This window comes from Flavobacterium chungangense LMG 26729 (genome assembly GCF_000735715.2).
Classification (GTDB): Bacteria; Bacteroidota; Bacteroidia; order Flavobacteriales; family Flavobacteriaceae; genus Flavobacterium; species Flavobacterium chungangense.
The window spans coordinates 1-23,112 of record NZ_JASY01000017.1; the positions used below are offsets into that span (position 1 = coordinate 1).

The following is a 23,112-nucleotide window of genomic DNA, read 5'->3' on the forward strand; positions in this document are numbered from 1 at the left end:
TCCGGTTGCAGTAAACGACAGTTATACCGTTTCCGAAGATGGTACAGTTACTTTAAATCCTTTAGCATTGGATACAGATGTTGACGGAGATACCTTAACCATTACATCGATCAACGGAACTGTTTTAACCGGTACAACCCAAACCATCACGGTTAGCAGCGGAACAGTAAACATTACCGCTTCAGGTGTGATTAGTTTTACACCAAATACAAACTTTAACTCAGCTACAGCGATCAGCATTCCTTATGTGATTACAGACGGAACCGCTACAGCTACAGCCAACGAACTGATTACCGTTACGGCAGTCAATGATGCTCCGGTTGCAGTAAACGACAGTTATACCGTTGCCGAAGATGGCACGGTTACTTTAAATCCTTTGGCACTTGATACAGATGTTGACGGAGATACCTTAAGCATTACATCGATCAACGGAACTGTTTTAACCGGTACAACCCAAACCATCACGGTTAGCAGCGGAACAGTAAACATTACCGCTTCAGGTGTGATTAGTTTTACACCAAATACAAACTTTAACTCAGCTACAGCAAAAAAATTCCTTATGTGATTACAGACGGAACCGCTACAGCTACAGCCAACGAACTGATTACCGTTACGGCAGTCAATGATGCTCCGGTTGCAGTAAACGATACTAATGATATTATCCCATCAACAGCTGGAGCAACGAAAATCAATGCTTTAACAGCAACAGACGTTGATGGAACAATTGCCAGTTATACAGTTTTAACGTTACCATCTCAAGGAGTTTTAGCTTTATCAGGATTTGCTGTAACAGTAAATCAGATTTTAACACCAGCTGAAGCAGCAATGCTTACTTATGATCCAAGTGGAACATTTACAGGTAGTGACAGCTTTAGATTTACAGCAACTGATGATCTCGGAGCTGTAGCTTTATCAGATGCAGTTATAATAATTCCAGTTGCGAATAATGCGCCGATAGCTCATGATTATACTAATAAAAGTATTCCTTCAAGAGCAGGAGCAACACCAATTAATTCTTTAATTGCAACAGATACTGACGGAACAATTGTGAGTTATACTATTTTAAGTTTACCAGTTAATGGAACCTTAGCATTATCAGGAATACCAATAGTTGTAAATCAGGTATTGACTCCTTTAGAAGCAGGCATGCTTACATATGATCCTAGTGGAGCATTTTCAGGTGAGGATGTATTTACTTTTACAGCTACAGATAACAATGCGGCAATTGATACTACACCTGCAACAATAAAAATGGTAATAGAGAAAACGCAAATAAATGCAGTTGCAGATCCAATAAACGATGTTGTTGGGATTGATAAGGTTGTAAAAGTCCTAAATGTACTAGATAATGATACTTTAAATAATAGTACGGCATTGATAACAGATGTTAATTTAAAAGTAGTGACACCAGATCCAAACGGAGTATTAACATTAAAATCGGATGGTTTGGTAGAGTTGATTCCAGATGCACCGGTAGGAACATATTATTTGACATACGAAATTTGTGAAAAAGCAAATCCTGTAAATTGTAGCTCTGCTATTGTTTCGGTTACAGTCGTTGCACCAACTATGACAATAACAGCCAATAGTTATTGCAATAATAATGCACCTTATGTCTCTTATAATGTGACAGCAGATAATTTTACTCCAACAGGATTATTAACAATTAACTGGATAGACAGTGCTAATAATGTTGTAGCAACTCAAAACAATATGCCATTAAGCGGTAATGTATTATGGCCAGGAGCAATTGTTGATAGTAATGATAAGCCAACAGACTGGCCAGGATGGATTTTAATTAATGATCAATGGATAGAAGGGAACGATGGTTTTGAATTAACAAGACCGGCAGTTACAATGCAATTTACATTAAACCCTACTAAATCTGTAGTTGTTAACTACCCTGCAGCAACATCTGGATGTAACGCTAAACCAACATTTGGGATTCAGGCAGAGAATGAGGATGATATAACACTCGCGAACGGACTTAATGGAGGATTAGAAGTAATCAATGTTCTGGATAATGATAAATTAAACGGAGTTCCTGTTAAGGCTTCGGATGTTATTGTAACAGGGTTAAATCTTCCAGCAGGTATTACGCTGAATGCTGATGGAACGATTGATGTAGCGCCGGGTACAAAAGGAGGGAATCATGTTTTAACGTATCAAATATGTGAAAAAGCTAATTCAGCTAATTGCAGTACAGCAACAGTTAAGATTTTTGTTGAAGTCCCTGCAATTGCTATTGTGAAAACAGTTGTACTAAATGATACAAATAAAAATGGGTATGCTGAGGCAGGAGAGACTTTAACGTATAGTTTTTCGATAACAAATAGCGGTAATGTAGATCTTGAAAATATACTGGTTTCTGATCCTTTACAAGGAATTGTTATGAATGGAAATCCAATTAGTTTGGGAGTTGGTCAAAATGATAGTTATTCAATTACCGGAACTTATACTTTAACTCAAACAGATGTAAATGCCGCAAGTATAAGTAATCAGGCTACAGTAACAGGAATAACCAAAAGCGGAATCATTGTTTTAGACAAATCAGATTATAGTGATCTTGATGGAGAGAAACCAACTGTATTGGAATTAAGTGGTTGTGTAATCGAAATCTTTAATGCCGTTTCTGTAAATGGGGATAATAAGAATGAGAGATTCTATGTACAAGGTATAGAATGTTATCCCGATAATACCGTACAGATTTACAATCGTTGGGGAGTTTTAGTTTACGAGAGACAGCATTACAATAATAATGACATCGCTTTTAGAGGTGTTTCAGAGGGACGTGTTACTATTAAAGACTCAAACGGACTACCTGAAGGTACTTATTATTATATCATTAAGTATAAAGACATGCAGTCTAATCCACATCAGAAAGCAGGGTATTTATATCTAACCAAATAATATTCTGTACAATTTAAATGGCTTAGTTAAGGCTAAGCCATTATTTAAAAATAAAATAAATGAAAAAAATATTTTTAGTTTTATTGTTTTGTTCGGTTGCAGGTTATGCTCAGCAGGATGCACAGTTTACACAATACATGTATAATACCATTAATATAAATCCAGCGTATGCCGGATCAAGGGGGAGTTTGAGTGTTTTTGGATTGTACCGTACGCAATGGGTTGGTTTAGATGGAGCACCAGAAACCAGTAGCTTTTCAGTAAATACTCCATTAGGTAATAATGTAGGGCTAGGAGTTTCGTTAGTAAATGATAAAATAGGTCCAACAAATGAGAATAACATATCAGCAGATTTTTCATACTCTATACCTACATCGGCAACTGCGAGACTCTCTTTTGGTATAAAAGGATCTGCAAATTTATTCAACCTTGATCCTAGTAAACTGAAGCCTGAAAATCAGGGAGATTCACAGTTTCAGAACTTCAAAAATAAATTTTCGCCAAATATTGGAGCTGGCATTTATTGGCATACAGATAAAGCTTATATAGGTTTATCAGTACCTAATTTCATTCAGACCAATCGTTATGACGACAACGAAGTTGCAATCTTCAAAGATCAGATAAACTATTACCTGATTGCGGGTTATGTATTTGATTTAGACCATTATGAAACCATAAAATTCAAACCTGCTTTGTTAACTAAAATGGTTGAGGGCTCACCATTGCAGGTTGATGCCTCTGCAAATTTTATGTTTAACGACAAATTCGTAATTGGTGTTGCTTACAGATGGAGCGCCTCTGTAAGTGCATTGGCTGGATTTCAGATTACTGACGGTTTGTATTTAGGTTATGCTTACGATCGTGAAACAACAAAATTGGTCAATTATAATTCAGGATCACACGAGATATTTTTGCGCTTTGAATTCTTAAACAAATATGGACGAATAACTTCACCAAGATTCTTTTAATTATGAAAATTAAAAAAATAATTTACACTGTATTTTTACCTTTTATCTGTTTTAACGGAATGGCTCAAAAAACAGTTTTGAACAGAGCAGAGAAAAACTACAATCAATATGCCTATGTAGATGCAATTTCTATCTATGAGAAAGTAGCCGAAAGTGGGTATAAGGATGAAAAAATGTTTCAAAGATTAGGAAATGCTTATTATTTTAATGCAGAACTTACAAAAGCAGTAAAGTGGTATGATGCATTGTTTTCTTTAAACAATGAACAGGAACCAGAATATTATTATAGATATGCACAGTCTCTCAAGTCGATTGGAGATTATGCTAAATCAGACCGAATGCTTGACGTTTTTAATCAAAAAACGAAGACAGATACAAGGGGAGTTTTGTTTGAAAACAATAAAAACTATTTAGAGCAAATAAAATTAAACTCTGGAAGATTCGAAATATCAGATATAGGCATTAATTCTAAACAATCAGATTATGGCAGTACGATTTTTAATAATAAACTAGTATTCGCCTCTGCAAGAGATACCGGAAATGTTGCCCGAAAAACATTTAAATGGACCAATAAGTCTTTTACAAATTTATATGCGGCTGAATTAAAATCAGATGGAAATTTGGAAGATCCGGTTCGATTTGAAAAAAAGATTAATTCAAAACTAAACGAATCAACCCCTATTTTTACCAAAGACGGAAAAACGATGTATTTTACAAGAAATAACTTTTTGAGTGGAAAAAAAGGAAAAGATAGTAAAAGAATTACTTTATTAAAATTGTATAAAGCAGATTTTGTAAATGATAAATGGGCAAATGTTGTAGAATTACCTTTTAATAGTGATCAGTTTAGTGTAGCTCATCCGGCTTTGAGTAAAGACGAAAAGAAGTTATATTTTGCATCAGATATGCCAGGAAGTTTAGGGCAGTCTGATCTGTATAGTGTTGTAATTAATTCGGATGGTACGTTTGGGAAACCCGAAAATTTGGGAACAGGAATTAATACAGAAGGAAGAGAAACATTTCCTTTTATATCGGGAGATAACGAGCTTTACTTTGCCAGTGACGGACGTCCGGGATTGGGAGGTTTGGATATATTCGTTGCAAAGATTAAAGCGGACTCTGGCTTTTATGAGGTTCAAAATATCGGAGAACCGGTTAATACTAAATTTGATGATTTTGCTTTTATAATTGAAAGCAGTACAGGAAAAGGTTTTTTCTCATCTAATAAAGAAGGAGGAAAAGGAAATGATGATATTTATAAATTTACAGAAACAAGAAAACTGGATTGCGAAAAGAAATTAATAGGAACCGTAATAGATTCTAATACCAATGAAATTTTAAGTGAGGCAAAAATAATTTTGCTTGACGATAAGTTTCAACAAATTGCAGAAGTGATTTCAGGGATAGATGGTACTTACAATTTTGATGTTAAGTGTAATAAAACGTATCATGTAAGAGTTGCAAAGAAAGATTACGAAACCAATGAAAGTATTATCACCATTCAGCCCTCAACTGATAAATCAGAATTAGATGTTAAATTAGAAAAACAAGTTAAGGAAATAGGTGTTGGAACAGATTTAGCTAAGACCTTAAATATTCCGATTATTTATTTTGATTTAGATCAATCATTTATTCGTACAGATGCTGCTTTTGAATTAGAGAAAATTATAGCTGTTATGAAGCAGTATCCAAGTATGAAAATAGATGTTCGTTCTCATACAGATAGTAGACAAACCAAAAAATACAATATGCTATTATCCAACAGAAGGGCCAAAGCAACTATTGAATGGTTTGTAAAAAGAGGAGTTGCAATAAACAGATTAACTGGTAAAGGATATGGTGAAAGCAAATTGATTAATAAATGCTTAGATGATATAAATTGTACAGAGGAAGAGCACCAATTAAATAGAAGAAGTGAGTTTGTAATTATTTCAATGGAGTAGTTTTTCTAATCTGATTTTGTTTTTGAAATGTTTATTAAAAAGGATGTAAGTTTAAAGTAATATTTTATTGTCTTGAAGCTTACATCCTTATTTTTATAATAAAAAATATTTCGTTAGTATTTTTTAGTCTTTATGATAGTGCAGACGAAAATTCAAAGTTTTTCATGTAATGTGAATTTGAAGAAATTTTTTAGAATACTAATGCTACATAATTAGAAATAAAAATGATAAGAATGTATCATGAATTTAGGTTTTTAAAGAACAATACATGCTGTGACACTCGATGGGTTTATTATAAAGCTTACACTGTTTGTATTCGGACTACAAAATTAAATAACATATAAAATCATAATTTCAAGCTATCAAGAAACGTTAAAACGGGAATAAGGTGTTCGATTGTAGCCCCATCCACTCCACTAAAAACCCCTGTAAAAACAGGGGTTTACATGAGTAATCAATAAAAAATAGAACAGATTTATAAACAATTGATTTAAAACTTCCGCAAGCATTTTAATTTTAAAACAAATTAAAATGAAATCAATTTACACCACTCCAAAAGGTTGTCAAATACGATGATCTTTCTAAGCCTTGGTTTGTCTATTTCAGATACAATCAAAAGCTTTTCGGCTATAAATTCGGAATCTATATTAATAATTCCTTTAAAGGAAGCTGCTGCACTGCCTTTTCAAGATCATAGCCGTATCCAGAATGAAATTCTTTTATACGATGATTCCCACTTGGGTCTTTATCATTAAGATCTAGCTGTATACAGGATTTTTCTTTTGAACTGCTCGACTAGCTAACAAATTATAAACCTGTTTTGTGTCAACAGAATTCTATTCCTGTAATTTGAAATACCGGCTTTTATTTTCTTCAGGTTTTAAGTCATTTTGCAAAGTGGTTTTATAACTTCCAAATTGATATTTTCCACTTTGGTCTTTTACATCTGTTTATCTAACACATACAAGTTACAGGAATCATTAAGAATCTAAAAATTAGGAACCATTCTTTTTTTTAAACTAAAATGAGTAAGCTTTTGTACATCATACTATAGAAGCGAATATTACGGAAGATAAACTGAAAGTCGCTCTGAAAATTCCATTTTAATTCCATAATCGATAAGTAGTAGAAGTGGATATAAAAATTAAAGAAATCTGCAAAGAACAGGTAAAACTACCTATACTCATTTCTAGGAGAAATTTTAGTTTTGTAAGGATATACTATCAATATATAACTAACCATTGAGCTATTTGGGCTGTCATAATATTCGTAATATCTACGATTTACTACTAAATAGCCTAAGAAACCAAATAATTACTAAATATGGACAACAAAAAACGAATCATTGAAAAACCTACTGCAAACAACGTAAAATGTTGGGACAGTAGTGGCAGTACTGAAATGGTAACACAGCGTCTTAAAGAGATGTTTGTAGAAATGGGACAAAAAACCCGAATTGAAAAAGGGCAAAACCCAGCCGAACGTGCTGTTTTTAGAAAGCAACATGGTATTGCTTATGGACAATTCGTAATCAATGAGGATATTCCTGAACAATTCAAAAAAGGTATTTTTGCTGGCTCTCTTTATGATTGTGCTGTTCGTTTCTCTAGTGATACAGGAACTACTTCACCTGACTTACATTCCACTATTGGAGTAGGTTTGAAATTGTTTGGAGTGGAAGGACCAAAGCTTTTTGGAGAAGGCCCTACTGCCGATTTCATTTTTCAGAATATCGATCGCTTTTTTGCCCGTGATGCACAGCAAATGTGTACGTTTACAACTGCTGGTGTTATTGATAGAGATTATGATTCTTATATCAATAAGCATCCTGAATTAGCTAGTATTTTACAAGCGATGCAGAAAGAAGAAGCAAGTGTGTTAAGTACCAGTTATTGGGCTATTTTACCTTTTCAATTAGGAGAAACTCAAATTGTAAAATACCGTTTGGTTCCGGATGACACCTATAAAGGGGCACCTTTTGATGATGATAATTATTTACGATTGGATTTAGAAAAACGTTTACGTAATGGAGCAGCTACTTTCAGATTTGAAATCCAATTGCGTACTAACGAAGCAACCATGCCTCTTAATGATGCACAAGCAGTTTGGAGTACAGAGGAAAGTCCGTACATCTGTATTGCAAGGTTGCATTTACCTCAACAAGATGTAACTGCGATTGGTCAGTCTGAATTTGGAAGTAATCTTTCATTCAATATTTGGAGAACTTTAGAAGCTCATAAACCTTTAGGGTCAATTGCAGAGGCTCGCAAAACAGTTTATGCTGCCAGTGCTGAAGCCAGGCATCAAGCTAACGGGCAACAGCTACAAGAGCCTAATACCATAAATCCACATTTTAGAGGCAATACAGACGAGGATAGCAATTGTATTGTTAGAGCGGGTATTTATCCTCCTATTGGTGTGATGCGTGTGGGAAACAGTGAAGAAGAGTATTTTATAGGTCCTTTAGTAGACGAACCAGAAGCAAAAGAGGATGTTTATGCTTATCGCGATAAAACTGGAGCAATAAAACGTCAGGCCGCACAGTTTCGCATTTATGGTTTCAATGCTGCCGGAAAAGCTATTAAGGAGTTGACTATGGATAATGCTAAAATTACCTGGTATTCGCATTTGGCCAATCAAAAATCATCTTGGTACCAATTTCAAATTGCTTTAGATATTCCAGATGCAACTGCTCCTAATGTTCCACCTTCCTTATTACGAAATATTGATGTAAAAGACAGGAACCAGTTATTGATTGATGGTGGGGGCGAAAGTATTTCAAAACCGAATGTCACTGCGGGAAAAAAATTCACGGGGAAATTCATGGGCAAAACGGTTTATTTAGGAGAAATGCACACTGACGAAAAAGGACGCTTAGTAATGTTAGGCGGACATGGTAAATCGAAAAACATCAATGGTGGCCGAGCCATTACCTTTGCCAACAATGAAGGTTGGTATGATGATATGTCAGATGGCCCTGTTACCGCCACAGTAGAATATGAAGGAGTGACTCTTAATGTAGATCCTGCCTGGGTGATTTGCGCTCCACCTGATTATGCTCCTATGCAAAAATCGGTTCGTACTATGTGGGATTTAATGCGTAGTGTTGCGGTAGAATCAGGAATGTTAGTAAGACCTGCAAGACCTTCTTTCTGTAAAGACATTTTGCCTGTTTTTGAAAGAATGACCAATTTACAATGGGTAAATGCAGGATTTGCAGCTGCTTTTGGATGGGGTGGACAATTTAATTATACCAGTATAGCATGGGTAAAAAAACTAAATGATCCTTCTTCTGCCAACTTAGAAATGCGTCGTACTATTTCCAATAATTTCCGTAGGTTTGATCAATCTGGTGCTGAAGCTCCACAGCTCTGGCCCTGGTTATATGGTGATGCAGTTGCCATTCCAACACAAGGTTCTGTGCGTCAACATTCCACCTTATCACATTTGCAATTGCAGTTTTTAGATCAATGGGTCGAAGGTGATTTTGATGCTGATTTTGTAGATAAAACAGGCTGTCCTTATATTCCACCTGTTAAAAAAATTGATGATTATCCTATTGCTGAACAACCCGATATGCTAACCAAAGCTGCCATGGATTTCTGCCTGGCAGATGCTTTTCATCCGGGTTGTGAAATGACCTGGCCTATGCGAACTTCTGGTATGTATATGGCTCCTTTCCGATTGAAACACGCTCCTAAAACACCAAAAACCGATTACCATTATTATGGTTCTACTATGAATAGTGATGTCTTGACTTTACCTGCTGGTCCTTTATTAGGGGGTCAGGTACCAGGCGGTGTGACGAGATGGATGGCTATTCCCTGGCAGACTGATACAGCAAGCTGCAGAGATGGTTATACGACTGCATATGATCCTTATCTGCCAACATTTTGGCCAGCCAGAGTTCCTAATAATATTTTGAGTGAAGAACGCTACAAAGAAACTTTAGATACTCAATTAGCAGAAGAAACCCGTAGAGAAGCTTTTGCATATCGTTATTTTTGGCTGGATGATTTGCCTTTAGATGGAGAAGCACCAACACAAACCAATCAGATTAATGCAATGGTGAAGTATTTTGACAAGTTAGCTATTGTGCAGCAGCGTCCAGGTGTAACTGATAATCCTAATTTTCCACCAGAAATGCAAATTGGTGTAGTTCCTAATGAGGAACAAAACCAACTGTTGTTACAAGAGACAGAAACCCGATTAAGAAAAATCTTAAATGATAACAAGCACTTGGACAAGAAAGAAGAATCTTTATTATATACTACTTTGGAACATTTGTCTAATGAAGGTTTATTTACTGAACAAGTTGTAATAGAGAGCACTCGCGAGCAACTGTTAGAATTGGTTCAGGATGAATTGGTTCAGGATGAGGCTTTAACAAGCGAAGTTCAAAAACTAGTTGATTTATTAGCTTCTAAAGCACATAAATTCACCAAAACAAGAACCGTTCCTCATTCCAGACAACCTCGAAAAGAGGTGGGAGTTCCAGAACAATTGGTTCGTTTTCAACGTTTTATTCCAAAACAGTACTAGATTTGGCAACAGAAAAAACAGATATATTAATTATAGGTGGCGGTATTGCAGGTTGCATTGCCGCCATTTCTTTGATAGATACCTATCAGGTAACATTAGTTGATAAACTTCCTGATCCTTCTGAGCGTATTGGAGAATCTTTGGCTCCTGCATCGCAACGTATTCTAAAACAATTGGATTTATTAGAGGGTTTTGAAAACCAAATAGGGACTTTGTATCAAAAAAGCGTAGGTATGCAGTCCTATTGGGGAAGCAATCAAGTACATCTTGTAGATGATTTAAGAAATCCTGATGGTTTTGTTAAAAATTTGGATCGCCAAGCTTTTGAAACCTATTTGAGAAGAGTTGCAGAAACTCGTGGAGTTCATTGTTTATGGGGTTCTAAACTATATAATAGTTCTTATGAAAATTCTCGTTGGCAGGTGCAATTAAGAGCTAGTGATACTTCTTTATCTACTTCAACGATTTCTGCATCTTTTGTTATTGATGCTAGTGGGCGTCAATCGCATTTTGCAAAAAGCCTGGGCATTAAACGACAAGTGGAAGATAAACTGATTGCTTGTTGGGTTACTTTACCTAATACTCTAACAAATACCATGAGTACTATTTCGGCTAGTGAAAATGGCTGGTGGTATAGTGCTGTTGTTCCTCGTGGCAAAAGGGTAGTGGTTTTTCATACTGATGCTGATTTAGTAGCTAAAAACGAACTTAAAACTACTGGCTCATTTTTAGAATTGGCAAAAGAAAATCCTGTTATTTTATCTTTACTAAACGAAGATGAAAATGCTATTACTTTTAAAGGTTCAGTTGCCGCTAATTCGACAAAATTAGAGCAAGTAGGGGGGGAACAATGGGTTGCTTTAGGTGATGCAGCACTAAGTTTCGACCCTTTGTCTTCTCAAGGGATGTACAATGCAATGGCTAGTGCCATGCAACTGCAAACGTTACTATTGCAGTATGGATTTACTGAAACACTTCAAAAAATACATACAGAACAAACGGAGCGCATTTGGCACCATTACCTAAAACACAAAAGTATTTTTTATCAGGCGGAAACCAGGTGGAAAACGGCTGCTTTTTGGGAGAGACGATTGTAATGTTTACCTTTCGAGCGGATTTTATATAATGTAAATTGCGGTTTCATAGCAGTATGACCTGCATCTGTTGAGTAAATAATTCGGGAGCATGAATTTTTTTAACCATCTTAATTAAGAACATATTTATGGATAAAAAATATAGCTGAAGAATTGATAAAAATGGCACAATACGATCTGAGTGTTAAGTAATAATTGTCAAAGGAAAGAAAACTTTCTTCTGGCTATAATCCCATACTTCTGTTGATGCTTTTTTATAAAGTTTATAAAGCTGTGAAATATTGCTCAATTTTAGTTTCATCAAATTAAGGATTTATAAAAATTACGAAGAAATAGTTTGTAAAATTAAATGCAACTTTATTGCATTTAAAAATAAGATTTCTATATTTGCAATACTATTGCATTAAATTAAGGGTACTACAAAAGACAAATAAAGAAATTGTCTTATAATGCTATTAATTTGTGGTTCAAATTTCAGCAATGAAAAAGAAATTTATCATAATCAATGTGTTTCTGTCTATGGCTGTATTGTTTTCAATACTGTTTCAGTCAATACATTCTTATGAACATCATTCTGAACAACTGGCAGAAAAACATTTTCATTTTCATTATTCTAAAAGTAAAGCAGAAGTAACCCATAGTCATAGTATTTCTGAAAAATGTTTTACTTGTGATTTTAACTTCAGTTTGTTTACAATTACTAATTTTTATGTTTTACACTTTCATAAAAATAGTGCAGTAAACACATTAACTTCATTTTTATTTTACCAACATTCCTCTTTTTTTAAAGGAAGCCTTTTCTCTCTTCGGGGGCCTCCAATATTCAAGATTATATAATCTCAAAGAAAAATCTTTTTTTCTGGCTCATTCTGTCTGGCAAATAGTACGCCTTTCACTCATTAGCTTTTCGGTCAAAAATTAACAGCAGCGATTCTTTATACAATTACAGTACTGTTACGCTATGATATTATGTTAAGAACGAAAAAGCATTGCCTGACAAGGAAGGTAACAACTTTAGAATAACATCATAGTGAGATCTAGTTACGGTTTGGAAGTGAAGCCAGAATCTCTATTAGTATTTTTATGATAGTTTCAAAATAGATTCCAAAACGATTTATTTTAAAGTGTTGCCAAATTCAAAAAAACGCACGCTAAAATCTACACTAAAATTAATACCAAAATACATGAAAAAATTACCTGTAACTGTATTATCAGGATTCCTGGGAGCCGGAAAAACAACCCTGCTTAACCATATTCTGCATAACAAAGAAGGATTAAAAGTTGCCGTAATCGTAAACGATATGAGCGAAGTAAATATTGATGCGAATTTGGTAAAAGCAGAAAATACACTTTCCCGTACCGAAGAAAAACTGGTAGAAATGAGCAACGGCTGTATCTGCTGCACGCTTCGGGAAGATTTGATGGTTGAGGTAGAGAAACTGGCCAAAGAAAACCGATTTGATTATCTGTTAATCGAAAGTACCGGCATCAGTGAACCTATTCCTGTGGCCCAGACTTTTACTTTTGTAAACGAGGATGAGAATATTGATTTATCCCGTTTTAGCTACATAGACACTATGGTAACGGTGGTAGATTCTCTGAATTTTTTTAAAGATTTTGGTTCTGCCCAAACATTGGAAGATATTCAGGCAACCAACATCGAAAATGATAATCGAAGGATTGTAAATCTTTTGGTGGATCAGGTAGAATTTGCCAATGTAATTATCCTCAATAAAACCGATCTTGTTACCCCAAGCCAATTAAAAGCCCTAAAAGCGGCTATTAAAAAACTGAATCCTGTAGCCAGAATTATTTCTTCTGAATTAGGGAAAGTCAATCCAAACGAAATTATCAATACAGGATTATTTAATTACGAAGAAGCTGAAAATTCAGCAGGCTGGATACGCGAACTGGAAGGCATCCATACACCTGAAACCGAAGAGTATGGCATTAGTTCGTTTGTTTTTAGAAACGAAAAACCTTTTCATCCGTATCGATTTTGGGATTTTATTTCGAAGGATTTTCCATCCTCTATTATTCGGAGTAAAGGTTTGTTCTGGGTGGCATCCCGTCCCGAACAAGCCATAAACTGGAGTCAGGCTGGAGGTTCTATAAAAGCGGAAAGCGCAGGTGTTTGGTGGGCAAGTATGCCATTGGCAGAGCGAATGAATTATCAAAGCTTTGCCGAAAACCAGGATATTATAGAAGAACGATGGACACTTGATTTTGGTGACAGACTTAACGAATTAGTATTTATTGGATTTTCTATCAATGAAAATGAAGTGCGAAAACAATTAGAAAACAGTCTTTGCACGGCTGACGAAATTAAGGACCTGCAGGATGGTTTTTTCTCTGAGAATGATCCTTTTCCAATTCCCAGAACTGCAGGTAACTTTGTAGATTAAAAAAAAGTTATGTTTACCGTACTATCCTTATAGTGCTTTTGATTTACGGGTTATTAATTATCTTTGAAATACTTAAATAAAATAATAATGAACAGAAGAAAGTTCTTTAAAAATGGCTCTTTATTTACAATCGGGGCAGTAATGATAAATCCTTTACAGGGTTCGGCCAATATTTTAGATTTAGAAACTACTAATAAAAATAAGAAAGCAAAAAATATTATTTTATTGGTTAGTGACGGGATGAGCACGGGAACATTAAACATGACCGATTTATTTCTAAACAGAAAAACGGGCAAAGGCTCAAACTGGATTCAGTTATACAAAGATAACAGGGTTTCAAGAGCTTTAATGGATACAGCCTCTGCGAGTTCTATTGTAACAGATTCATCTGCAGCAAGCTCTTCGTGGGGAGGTGGTTTTAGAGTCAATAATGGTGTACTGAATATAAGTCCGAATGGAGAACCTCATTTACCTATTTGGCAAAAATTTAAAAAGGCAGGAAAAATGGCAGGCTGTGTGACCACCGTTCCTATAACACACGCTACTCCAGCGGGCTTTTGCATAAGCAGTAAAAGCAGGAATGCACAGGAGGATATTGCCGAACAGTATTTAGAACTTGGCTTTGATGTTATGATGGGAGGTGGTGCAAACTATTTTAGCCCTGCATTAAGGAAAGATAAAAAAGACATGTTCTCTGCTTTTAAATCAAAGGGATATCAGGTTGTGAAAACGCGATCTGAAATGAATTCAGCTTTAAGTACGCAGCCTATTTTGGGCGTATTTGCAGATGACGGGCTTCCGTATTATGTGGATAGAAATAGTGATGAAAATTTAAAAAAGACGATTCCAAGTCTTGCTGAAATGGCCCAAAAGGCAATTGACAGAATGAAAAATCATAAGGAGGGTTTTGTTTTGCAGATTGAAAGCGGAAAAGTGGATTGGGCAGCACACGGCAATGATATTGCAGGTTTGATACAGGATCAGATTGAATTTGATGAAGCTGTAAAAGCTGCAATAGATTTTGCTGAGAAAGACAAAGAAACTTTGGTTATTATAACCACAGATCACGGAAATGCAAATCCTGGAATTATTTACGGTAAAGATGCCAACGATAATTTTGACAGTATCCAAAAATATACTCAGACCAACGAATGGATTCTGAATCAGATAAAACCAGAATCTTCAGTTTCGCAAGTAAAAGAAATTATTGAAAAAGCAAATGGTCATTCGGTTTCTGATGAAGAAGCAAAAATAGTCTTAGGATATTATGACGGATTGCATAAAGAAGATGGTTTGTATAATTACAAAAAACTGCCTTATAAAGCTTTTGCAGAAATGCAGGGAAAAATAAATTCGGTAGGCTGGATTAGCATGGATCACTCGGCCGATTATGTTGAACTGGCAATGTTTGGTCCGGGAAGCGAACTTTTAAAACCTTTTGTAAAAAATACTGATTTGCATTATTTGATGCTGAAAGCCGCAGAAGTTGAAAATAAGTTTTAAATAATTATATAAAAGAACCTTACTGTAAATTCTAAATATTAGAAGTTTTTTTAAAGTTTCATATCTGGCAAAATTATATCAAATAATGATTAAAAACTCGCATCAATAGTGCGAGTTTTTAATTTGGATCTTATGATAATTGGATCTTGATCTTGTTTTAAAGTAATTCAATTATGATAAATAGTTTTTACTGCTTTAAATTACAATTTAGCACTGTAAAATTCAGTTAGTTTAGCTACTGCCTGATCAACATATTCCGGTATATCATACATGGCGATATGTGTTGCTCCATCAACAATAAACAATTCCTTGTCTCCCTGAGCAAGTTCAAAAGCCTGATCGCTGAAAATTTTAGTATCAGCTTTGCTTCCGGCAATTAATAATATAGGCTGTGTTAAAAAGGCAGGAATTTGATCAAAAGCAGAAAAAGCTAAAATTCGATCTGTACTGGTAAAGAGATATTTATTTACAGAATTAGGATGCTGTGCTCTTGAAGTTTTGTAATAATCGTGGCCTTCTCTTAATAAATCGGGTGTGTTTTCATTAATTTCTTCTATAGTTTCCGGAACCCAATTCATATACATTGGTTCAGCTCCGTTTGCTTCAAGATTTCGCTGTATCCCTATATTTTTTAGTAAGTCTAACAAAACAGGAACAGGAGTTTCATATCCCAGGAAATTTCTAAAACCTTCGCCCATTGGAGAAGCGCTTATAGCAGCAATTGCTTTAAAACGATGCTCTGTCTGCGCCACGCTTATAGCATAACCACCGCCTGCACAAATACCAAATACACCCAGACGGTATGCATCAATGTACGGAAGAGTTGCTAAATAATCTGCACCGGCACGGGCATCTTCAACTCTGGCTGTAGGATCTTCTAAATAACGGGGAAGTCCTTCGCTTTCGCCTTGATAAGAAGCATCGAAGGTTAAAGCAATAAATCCTTTTTCGGCTAATCTTGATGCATAATGCCCAATTGTTTGTTCTTTAACTCCGCCAGCAGGATGAATGCATACTATGGCCGGATATTTAGTTGTTTCACTAAAATTATCCGGAAGATGTAACTCAGCAGCCATCTTAAGGCCTTTATTTTTAAAAGAGGTTATTTTTTTCATTGTTTAAGGTTTAATATTCCTGACGTGTAGGTCGAAACAGAATTTCATTAATATCAACTTCTTCTGGCTGACTGATCGCAAATTCTATAACGCGCGCAAAGGAATCTGCCGGAATTGCCACAGCTTGGTAAAATTGTTTGGTTAATTGATCCGGAACACCACTTGCGTTCGGCAATTCAGTATCTATAACTCCCGGAGAAATAATAGTCGTTCTAATGTTGTAATCTTTGGCTTCCATTCTTAAACCTTCAGAAATGGCTCTTACAGCGGTTTTAGTGGCAGAATAAATCCCTGATCCTTTGCCAATTTTGTGTGCCGCAACCGAAGATACATTTATAATATGCCCGGATTTTTGCTCTTTAAAGTAGGGCAGTACTGCTGCAATACCATTCAAAACCCCGTTTATGTTCACGTTAATAACCTGATTCCATGTTGTTACATCACAATCCATCATTGGTGTTGAGGGCATGATTCCGGCATTATTAAGCAGCACATCTATTTTTCCGAATTTCTTTACGGCTTCTTCTATCAACGATTGCATCTGTGTAAAATTGGTCACATCGGTTTGTACCGCAAGAGCTTTTTTTCCATTTTTAGAAAACTCTTCGACAAGTGCATTAATACGCTCTAAACGTCTTGCTGCTAAGACAATAATTGCCCCTTTTGCAGATAATGCTTTTGCAGAAGCTTCGCCTAATCCGCTGCTTGCACCTGTAATTACGATTACTTTATTTTCGATATTATCCATTTTAAACTTTTTTATTTGTTTAACAATAATTGAGACAATGCTTTACCAACACTGGCAGCAGACTGCGGATTTTGACCTGTAATTAAACGACCATCAACAATGGTATTATCACTCCAGTTTGGTGCAGGCTGATGAAACGCTCCATTAATTTTTAAGGCATCGGCTAATAAAAAAGGAACTACATGAGTAGACTGTACCTCTTCCTCTTCGTCGTTTGTAAACGCGGCTACTTTTTTTCCGCTAATTAAGTGCGAACCATCGGTTAATATAGCATTTACAAGTGCTGCAGGTCCGTGACATACTGCTGATACAATCTTGCCGTCTTCATATATTTCACGAATTGCATTTATAACAGCTGGTGTATCTGGAAAATCCCACATTGTTCCATGCCCGCCTGCAAAAAATATCGCATCGTATTGTTTTACATTTACATCTTCCAGTTTCAGGGTGTTATCAATTTTGTTTCTAAAATTCATATCTTCCCAATATTTGGCAATAACAGGATCGCTAAAATCTTCTAATCCGTCAAGCGGAGCAGCTCCTCCTTTTATAGAAGCGATATCTACATGAATTCCGTCATTTTCTAAAATCTCTAACGGATGGGTAACTTCGGCTAAATTAAATCCGGTTGGAAGCTTTTTTTCACCTTTTTCATTACAACTTGTAACTACGAATAATACTTTTTTCATGATTAAAATTGTTGGTTTAACAGCGTGTACTCTATTTTTTCGAAATATTTATAAAGTGGCAATCGGGCAAGCAGTTTCTGAACTTTATCCTGATCTGTCTCATTAAAAACAAGAACAGCACCACCCATAGCTTCTTTAATAAAAAGATGCGCTAAAACTCCTTCTTCTTTCAAGGCTGCCACAACAGCGAATTCCTGAGGTAAAATCTCATCAATGTTTTCGACTTTGCCTAAAACAGTGTTTACTAATATTGTATTCATATTTTTCGTATTTATTTATACAGCAAAATTATAGTGCGTCAGAAGTAATTTGTTAAGAATATTTATACCGATATTTATGAATTTCAAACCATTTTATTTAAAATATAGTTTTACTACTGATGAAATTTTAGTTTGTTTTCCGAAATAATTTTGGACTCAAACCTGTTGTCTTTTTAAAAACATTATCAAAATAAGAGGTATATTCAAATCCGAGTGTGCACGCTATTTCTGTAATGGTCCAATCTGTATGCAGCAGTAAAATTTTGGCTTCTGTTACAATTCTTTCATTGATGATTTTTAAAATTGTTCTTCCGGTTTCCCTTTTTACCAGACGATTTAGGTAATTGGGATGAACATTCAACTGGAGCGCAAATTCAGCAGCTGTTTTAAAAGGAAGAATGCGATTTTTATCCTCTATGGGAAATTGTTCATTAAGCAGATTTAAGAATTTGGAAGAGATTCTTTCGGAGGCTTTTTTACTAGTGAAGGCAGCAGGATTATCTCCGTTACTATTCAGTTTTAATGCTTCGTGAATCAATATACTGATGAAATTTCGAATCATGTCTTTTCTTTTTAGATACTGTCCGTTGCTTTCTTCCAGAATTCTTTCGAAAATAAACTGAATATTAGCTTTTTCCTTATCTCCAACAACTTCATATACAGGAATTTTTTCTATGTTGAAAATAGAAAGCAATTCCGTGTTATCTAAATATCCGGCGACCTTCAGGAAATTTTCCGTAAAAAGACAGCTGTAGCCACTTTGTTCAGATTCTGTTTCCCATGAATAGGGCGTATTTATATTGCCAAAAAAAAGATAAATCCCATTTATGGTAATACTTTTATCTCTAAAATGTACTGTACTTTTTCCATCGACTAAACATATTCGATAAAGATCTTTTCTGCCAAAAGAGGGCATATAAGTATCCAGATTTTCAATTTTAAATGCTCTAAAATCATTCGCATCCATTGACTTGTTTTGTATTAGAATTACTTTCCGGTTTTTTCAAAAATAAGCGACATCATTTCGGGATCTAAGGCAGTCATGTCTACTAATTTTAATGACTTTACCATTTTTAAAGTAGTTGTTTTATAATGCTGAAAATGGGGTGTCTGCAAATGAGATTTATAAGCTTTTTGATTGGCGTATATTTCTACTATCCTGATCTGTAAAGGATTTTCTTTTTGAAACATAGGATAAATGGCAATCACTCCAGCTTCCAGTTTTACTGATTCTGAAGATTCTTTGTCCAATATAGCTTTGTATTCGTCTAAATATTCCGGAATAATTTCGATTTCAGAAATTCTTACCATCATATCAGGTTCGATAATTGGCTTAACAGGTTCACCAATAGCACTTCTTAAAACATTGGCTTGTGTTTTTCCTGCTATTTTTTCGATAATAGCAGCGAGTTCCAAAAGCTGTGCATCGGTAATTCCGGTATTTTTACCCATAAACAAATGTGCTTGCAGCTGCGGCTCAACTCCGGACATTGCCGCAAGTGCAGAGATCGTTACAAACTCTCGCTGGCGAAAATTCAACACATCGCGATTAAAAATATCGGCAAACAAATGTTCTTTTAAAAAAGTATCTATTACAGGAGCAAAAGCGGCGGCACCTGTTTTTGGACCAGTTTCTTCTTTACCCGTTAATTTTTGAAGATTCTCTTTTCCTGATTTGTATTTGTCAGTTACAGCTGTTTTTGAAGCCTCTTTTCCTTCAATGTCTTTTTTACCTTGAGATTTTCTTTCTTCGACAACTGCCATTAGCGTATTGACAGCATTTAAGCTTCGGGGAAATCCGCAATAGGCATAAAGCTGTACCTGAGCTTCTTTTATTTCATTTATGGTGAGGCCAGCGTCAAGACCAATATTTATAGCTGGTTTTAATTGTTCTAAATTTCCTGTGGCGGTAAGTGCGGCAATAGCAGCCATGCTTTGCTGATGTGTATTTAATGCCTGATTTTTTGTGTCTTTTTCTTGTGCAGTCATTGTATTGAGAATTATGAAAAAAGTGAATAGGTGTATGTAGTTTCGAATTTTTTTATGGATCATATTGATACGGATTTAAAGATTAATAGTTGAAGAATTTCAGTTAAAAGAGTGTCTTAAAAATAAGTATTGTATAAAACTACTTTTATGCTATTACAAATTTCGGAATTGTAAAGGAGCTGATTTTATACATAATACAGATGTATTTACCATTTTTACTGATTTTGAATTGGAATCGTCAGTTACATGACTCTGTTTGCTAAATTTGTATAAAACATTTGGTTATGGAACAAATTGATAGGATTGAAACCGTTAAGCAATACAATGATTCAGTAGGAGCAGAGACTTTGCATCCGCTTGTAAGCGTTGTCAATTTTGATGAAATACCAACATACCAGTATTTTAAAAGATATATGGGAGTTTATGCCGTTTTTTTGAAATATATTAAATGTGGCGATATGCGTTACGGATGCCAGTCTTATGATTATGAAGATGGCACTCTGGTTTTTGTTTCACCGGGTCAGATTTACGGGATTGATGGCAGAAATCAGATTATAAAGCCGTGGGGAAAAGCGCTGGTTTTTCACCCTGATCTGCTTGCCGGAACAAGTCTTTCCAGACAAATAAAAGAGTATTCATTTTTTTCTTATGAAGTAAATGAAGCATTGCATTTGTCTAAAAAAGAAAGAAAAGCGATCAACGATTGTTTTGAAAAAATCCTGACCGAAATTGATCAGAATATAGACAAGCATAGTAAGACACTTATTGTTTCTAATATTGAACTTTTATTAAATTACTGCATGCGTTATTATGACAGGCAGTTTATCACAAGAACACATGTCAATAAAGATATTCTGGTTCGTTTTGAAAATCTCCTTAAGGATTATTTTACTTCGGGTAAGTCTAAAACTTTAGGGCTACCTTCAGTAGCTTATTGTGCTGAGCAATTATTTCTTTCTGCTAATTACTTTGGAGACCTTATAAAAAAAGAAACCGGAAGTACCGCTTTAGATTATATTCAGTCAAAATTAATTGATGAAGCAAAGACAATATTATTCGATCACGAAAAATCTGTGAGCGATATTGCTTATGAATTAGGCTTTAAATATCAGCAGCATTTTACCCGGTTATTTAAGCAGAAGACAGGACTTACGCCGCTGCAATATCGTGTAAATACATAATTAAAGTCTAAATAGTATAAATGAAGCCCACATCATTACAAGATTTTTATAAACACACTCTTTCGGGTTCTCCTGATGACATTCCTGCTCAGTCGGGGCATTTTAATGTGTTTAGGGTAAAAGATCTCAATAGACTGAAACCTGCCGATGCCGCGATGTTCTATAACCGTAAATCTTTTTTTAAGATTGCATTGCTTGTTGGCAGTACCAAAGTTAAGTATGCAGATACTACCATCGATGTAGAAGAAAATGGGCTTTTGTTTGCTGATCCCGGCGTTCCTTACCAATACATTGATCAGGATCTTCAGGATGGAGGTTATTTCTGTATTTTTACTGCTGATTTTCTTTTTAATAAAAAAAGTGAAATACTACCCGATGCCCTTCCTATTTTTAAAACGGATCATTACCCTGTATTCAATATTTCATTCGAACAAAAGAAAGAACTGAGTATTATTTTTGAAAAGATATGTAGTGAAATAAATGGTGATTATGCTTATAGATATGATCTTATAAGAGCTTATGTTGCAGAACTTATTCATTATGGACAGAAATTAATACCTAATGTAAGCAGAAATGAATTGCGTAACGCTCCCCAGAGAATTGCTGAAAAGTTCTTTGATCTTTTGGAACAGCAGTTTTCTATCAACTCTCCTGCCGATAGGGTACAAGTACGCACACCAAAAGAATATGCTGAAAAACTTTGTGTACATGTCAATTACCTCAACAAAAACCTAAAAGAAATTACCGGAAAATCTACCAGTGAATTATTAGGTGAAAGAACTGCTCGCGAAGGCAAAATTCTTTTGAAGCATAGTGACTGGAGTATTGCGCAAATTGCATTCTGTCTTGGCTTTGATGAGGTCTCTCATTTTTCTAAGTTCTTCAAAAAACACAGTGGCTTAACGCCGCTTTCTTTCCGTCAGATATAAAAAATAGTTTGATTTGTCTAAAAGTCGGTTTGTATTGTATATGCGTAACGGTTATATGATTTCGACCTTTGACTACTATTAAATTAAATAAAATTATATGGAACTTAGTAACAATAAAATTTTGATTACCGGCGGTGCTACAGGTATTGGATTTGGAATGGCAGAGCGTTTTATCAAAGAAGGAAATACTGTGATTATTTGTGGAAGACGACTGGATGTACTTGAAGAAGCTGTTTCAAAACTTCCTTCACTTATAATAAAACAATGTGACCTTGAATTGGAAAGCGAACGTGAGGCACTCTATCATTGGATTGAGAAAGAGCATAGCGATTTAAGTGTTTTGGTAAACAATGCAGGTATACAAAACTGGATGTCACTTGAGGATCCTGAGTTTTTTAACAAAGCCAAAAAAGAGATTACCATTAATGTTGAAGCGCCATTGCATCTAACTGTTTTGTTCAAAGAGCTTAAGTCATTAAAAACAATAATAAATGTAACTTCAGGACTTGCTTTTGTTCCTCTTATTAAAGCTCCTGTTTACTGTGCTACTAAAGCCTTTTTTCACTCCTTTACTCTTTCCCTTGGTCGCCTGCTTGAAGATCGTGCGATAGAGGTAATAGAGGTTATTCCTCCGGCATTGAATACTGATCTTGGAGGTAAAGGAATCCATGACATGTGGGATTCGGTAGATACTTTTATTGATTCTATTTTTGAGCAGTTAAAAGAAGGTAAAAAAAGTGTATCTCATGGTTTTAGTATAGCAATGAGTAATGCAGGAAAGGAAACATTGGAAGGTATTTTTAATCAGATGAATCCCAGAGAATAGTTTCTGTTTT

General features: G+C 35.2%; 17 protein-coding genes. 11 read left to right on the top strand and 6 right to left on the bottom strand.

Features of this window, described 5'->3' with window-relative positions; all coding sequences use genetic code 11:
* The 8 genes from JE46_RS24295 to JE46_RS19885 all read left to right on the top strand — a co-directional run.
* On the top strand, positions 1-565 hold a 565-nt coding region (locus tag JE46_RS24295; RefSeq protein WP_035136914.1), incomplete at its 5' end, for an Ig-like domain-containing protein.
* On the top strand, positions 562-2,910 hold the full coding sequence (locus tag JE46_RS19850) for a gliding motility-associated C-terminal domain-containing protein (RefSeq protein ID WP_031457030.1): 2,349 nt from the start codon (positions 562-564) through the stop codon (positions 2,908-2,910). The genes JE46_RS24295 and JE46_RS19850, both read left to right, overlap by 4 nt.
* A 59-nt stretch (positions 2,911-2,969) precedes the next feature.
* Entirely contained in the window at positions 2,970-3,878 is a 909-nt protein-coding gene (locus JE46_RS19855) for a PorP/SprF family type IX secretion system membrane protein (RefSeq protein ID WP_031457031.1), read from the top strand.
* A 2-nt stretch (positions 3,879-3,880) separates the two neighbouring features.
* Entirely contained in the window at positions 3,881-5,821 is a 1,941-nt protein-coding gene (locus JE46_RS19860; RefSeq protein ID WP_031457032.1) for an OmpA family protein, read from the top strand.
* Positions 5,822-7,144: 1,323 nt separating this feature from the next.
* Positions 7,145-10,363, top strand: a complete 3,219-nt coding sequence (locus JE46_RS19870; protein ID WP_035136917.1) for a LodA/GoxA family CTQ-dependent oxidase — start codon at positions 7,145-7,147, stop codon at positions 10,361-10,363.
* A gap of 2 nt (positions 10,364-10,365) precedes the next feature.
* Positions 10,366-11,460: an NAD(P)/FAD-dependent oxidoreductase gene (locus tag JE46_RS19875; protein WP_031457035.1), complete on the top strand. Its 1,095-nt coding sequence runs from the start codon at positions 10,366-10,368 to the stop codon at positions 11,458-11,460.
* A 1,181-nt stretch (positions 11,461-12,641) separates the two neighbouring features.
* Positions 12,642-13,862 (top strand): GTP-binding protein, encoded by a 1,221-nt coding sequence (locus tag JE46_RS19880; protein WP_031457036.1) that lies wholly within the window; start codon positions 12,642-12,644, stop codon positions 13,860-13,862.
* Between the two features lie 87 nt (positions 13,863-13,949).
* Entirely contained in the window at positions 13,950-15,365 is a 1,416-nt protein-coding gene (locus JE46_RS19885; protein WP_031457037.1) for an alkaline phosphatase, read from the top strand.
* Positions 15,366-15,565: 200 nt separating this feature from the next.
* Here the strand turns inward: JE46_RS19885 and JE46_RS19890 are convergent, their stop codons facing one another.
* The 6 genes from JE46_RS19890 to JE46_RS24410 all read right to left on the bottom strand — a co-directional run bounded on the left by JE46_RS19890 (position 15,566) and on the right by JE46_RS24410 (position 20,166).
* Complete coding sequence (locus JE46_RS19890) at positions 15,566-16,480, bottom strand: alpha/beta hydrolase (RefSeq protein ID WP_031457038.1); 915 nt, start codon at positions 16,478-16,480, stop codon at positions 15,566-15,568.
* Positions 16,481-16,490: 10 nt separating this feature from the next.
* A complete protein-coding gene (locus JE46_RS19895; RefSeq protein ID WP_031457039.1) occupies positions 16,491-17,228 on the bottom strand; it encodes an SDR family oxidoreductase in 738 nt (245 codons plus the stop codon).
* An 11-nt stretch (positions 17,229-17,239) separates the two neighbouring features.
* A complete protein-coding gene (locus JE46_RS19900) occupies positions 17,240-17,917 on the bottom strand; it encodes a type 1 glutamine amidotransferase domain-containing protein (protein WP_031457040.1) in 678 nt (225 codons plus the stop codon).
* A 2-nt stretch (positions 17,918-17,919) separates the two neighbouring features.
* The gene (locus JE46_RS19905; RefSeq protein WP_031457041.1) at positions 17,920-18,177 is read right to left on the bottom strand and encodes a muconolactone Delta-isomerase family protein; all 258 of its coding nucleotides are present in this window, start codon (positions 18,175-18,177) and stop codon (positions 17,920-17,922) included.
* A 127-nt stretch (positions 18,178-18,304) separates the two neighbouring features.
* A complete protein-coding gene (locus JE46_RS19910; RefSeq protein ID WP_051872953.1) occupies positions 18,305-19,144 on the bottom strand; it encodes a helix-turn-helix domain-containing protein in 840 nt (279 codons plus the stop codon).
* Between the two features lie 20 nt (positions 19,145-19,164).
* The gene (locus JE46_RS24410; protein WP_209445164.1) at positions 19,165-20,166 is read right to left on the bottom strand and encodes a carboxymuconolactone decarboxylase family protein; all 1,002 of its coding nucleotides are present in this window, start codon (positions 20,164-20,166) and stop codon (positions 19,165-19,167) included.
* Positions 20,167-20,450: 284 nt separating this feature from the next.
* Here JE46_RS24410 and JE46_RS19920 point away from each other — a divergent pair, with 284 nt between their 5' ends.
* From JE46_RS19920 to JE46_RS19930, 3 genes are all read left to right on the top strand, one after another.
* Positions 20,451-21,347 carry a helix-turn-helix domain-containing protein gene (locus tag JE46_RS19920; RefSeq protein ID WP_031457044.1) on the top strand — a complete coding sequence of 299 codons (897 nt, stop codon included), beginning with the start codon at positions 20,451-20,453 and terminating at the stop codon, positions 21,345-21,347.
* A gap of 20 nt (positions 21,348-21,367) precedes the next feature.
* Positions 21,368-22,276, top strand: coding sequence for a helix-turn-helix domain-containing protein (locus JE46_RS19925; RefSeq protein WP_031457045.1), 909 nt, complete (start codon positions 21,368-21,370; stop codon positions 22,274-22,276).
* 97 nt (positions 22,277-22,373) lie between these two features.
* Positions 22,374-23,102, top strand: a complete 729-nt coding sequence (locus tag JE46_RS19930; protein WP_031457046.1) for an SDR family oxidoreductase — start codon at positions 22,374-22,376, stop codon at positions 23,100-23,102.
* Positions 23,103-23,112: the final 10 nt, after the last annotated feature.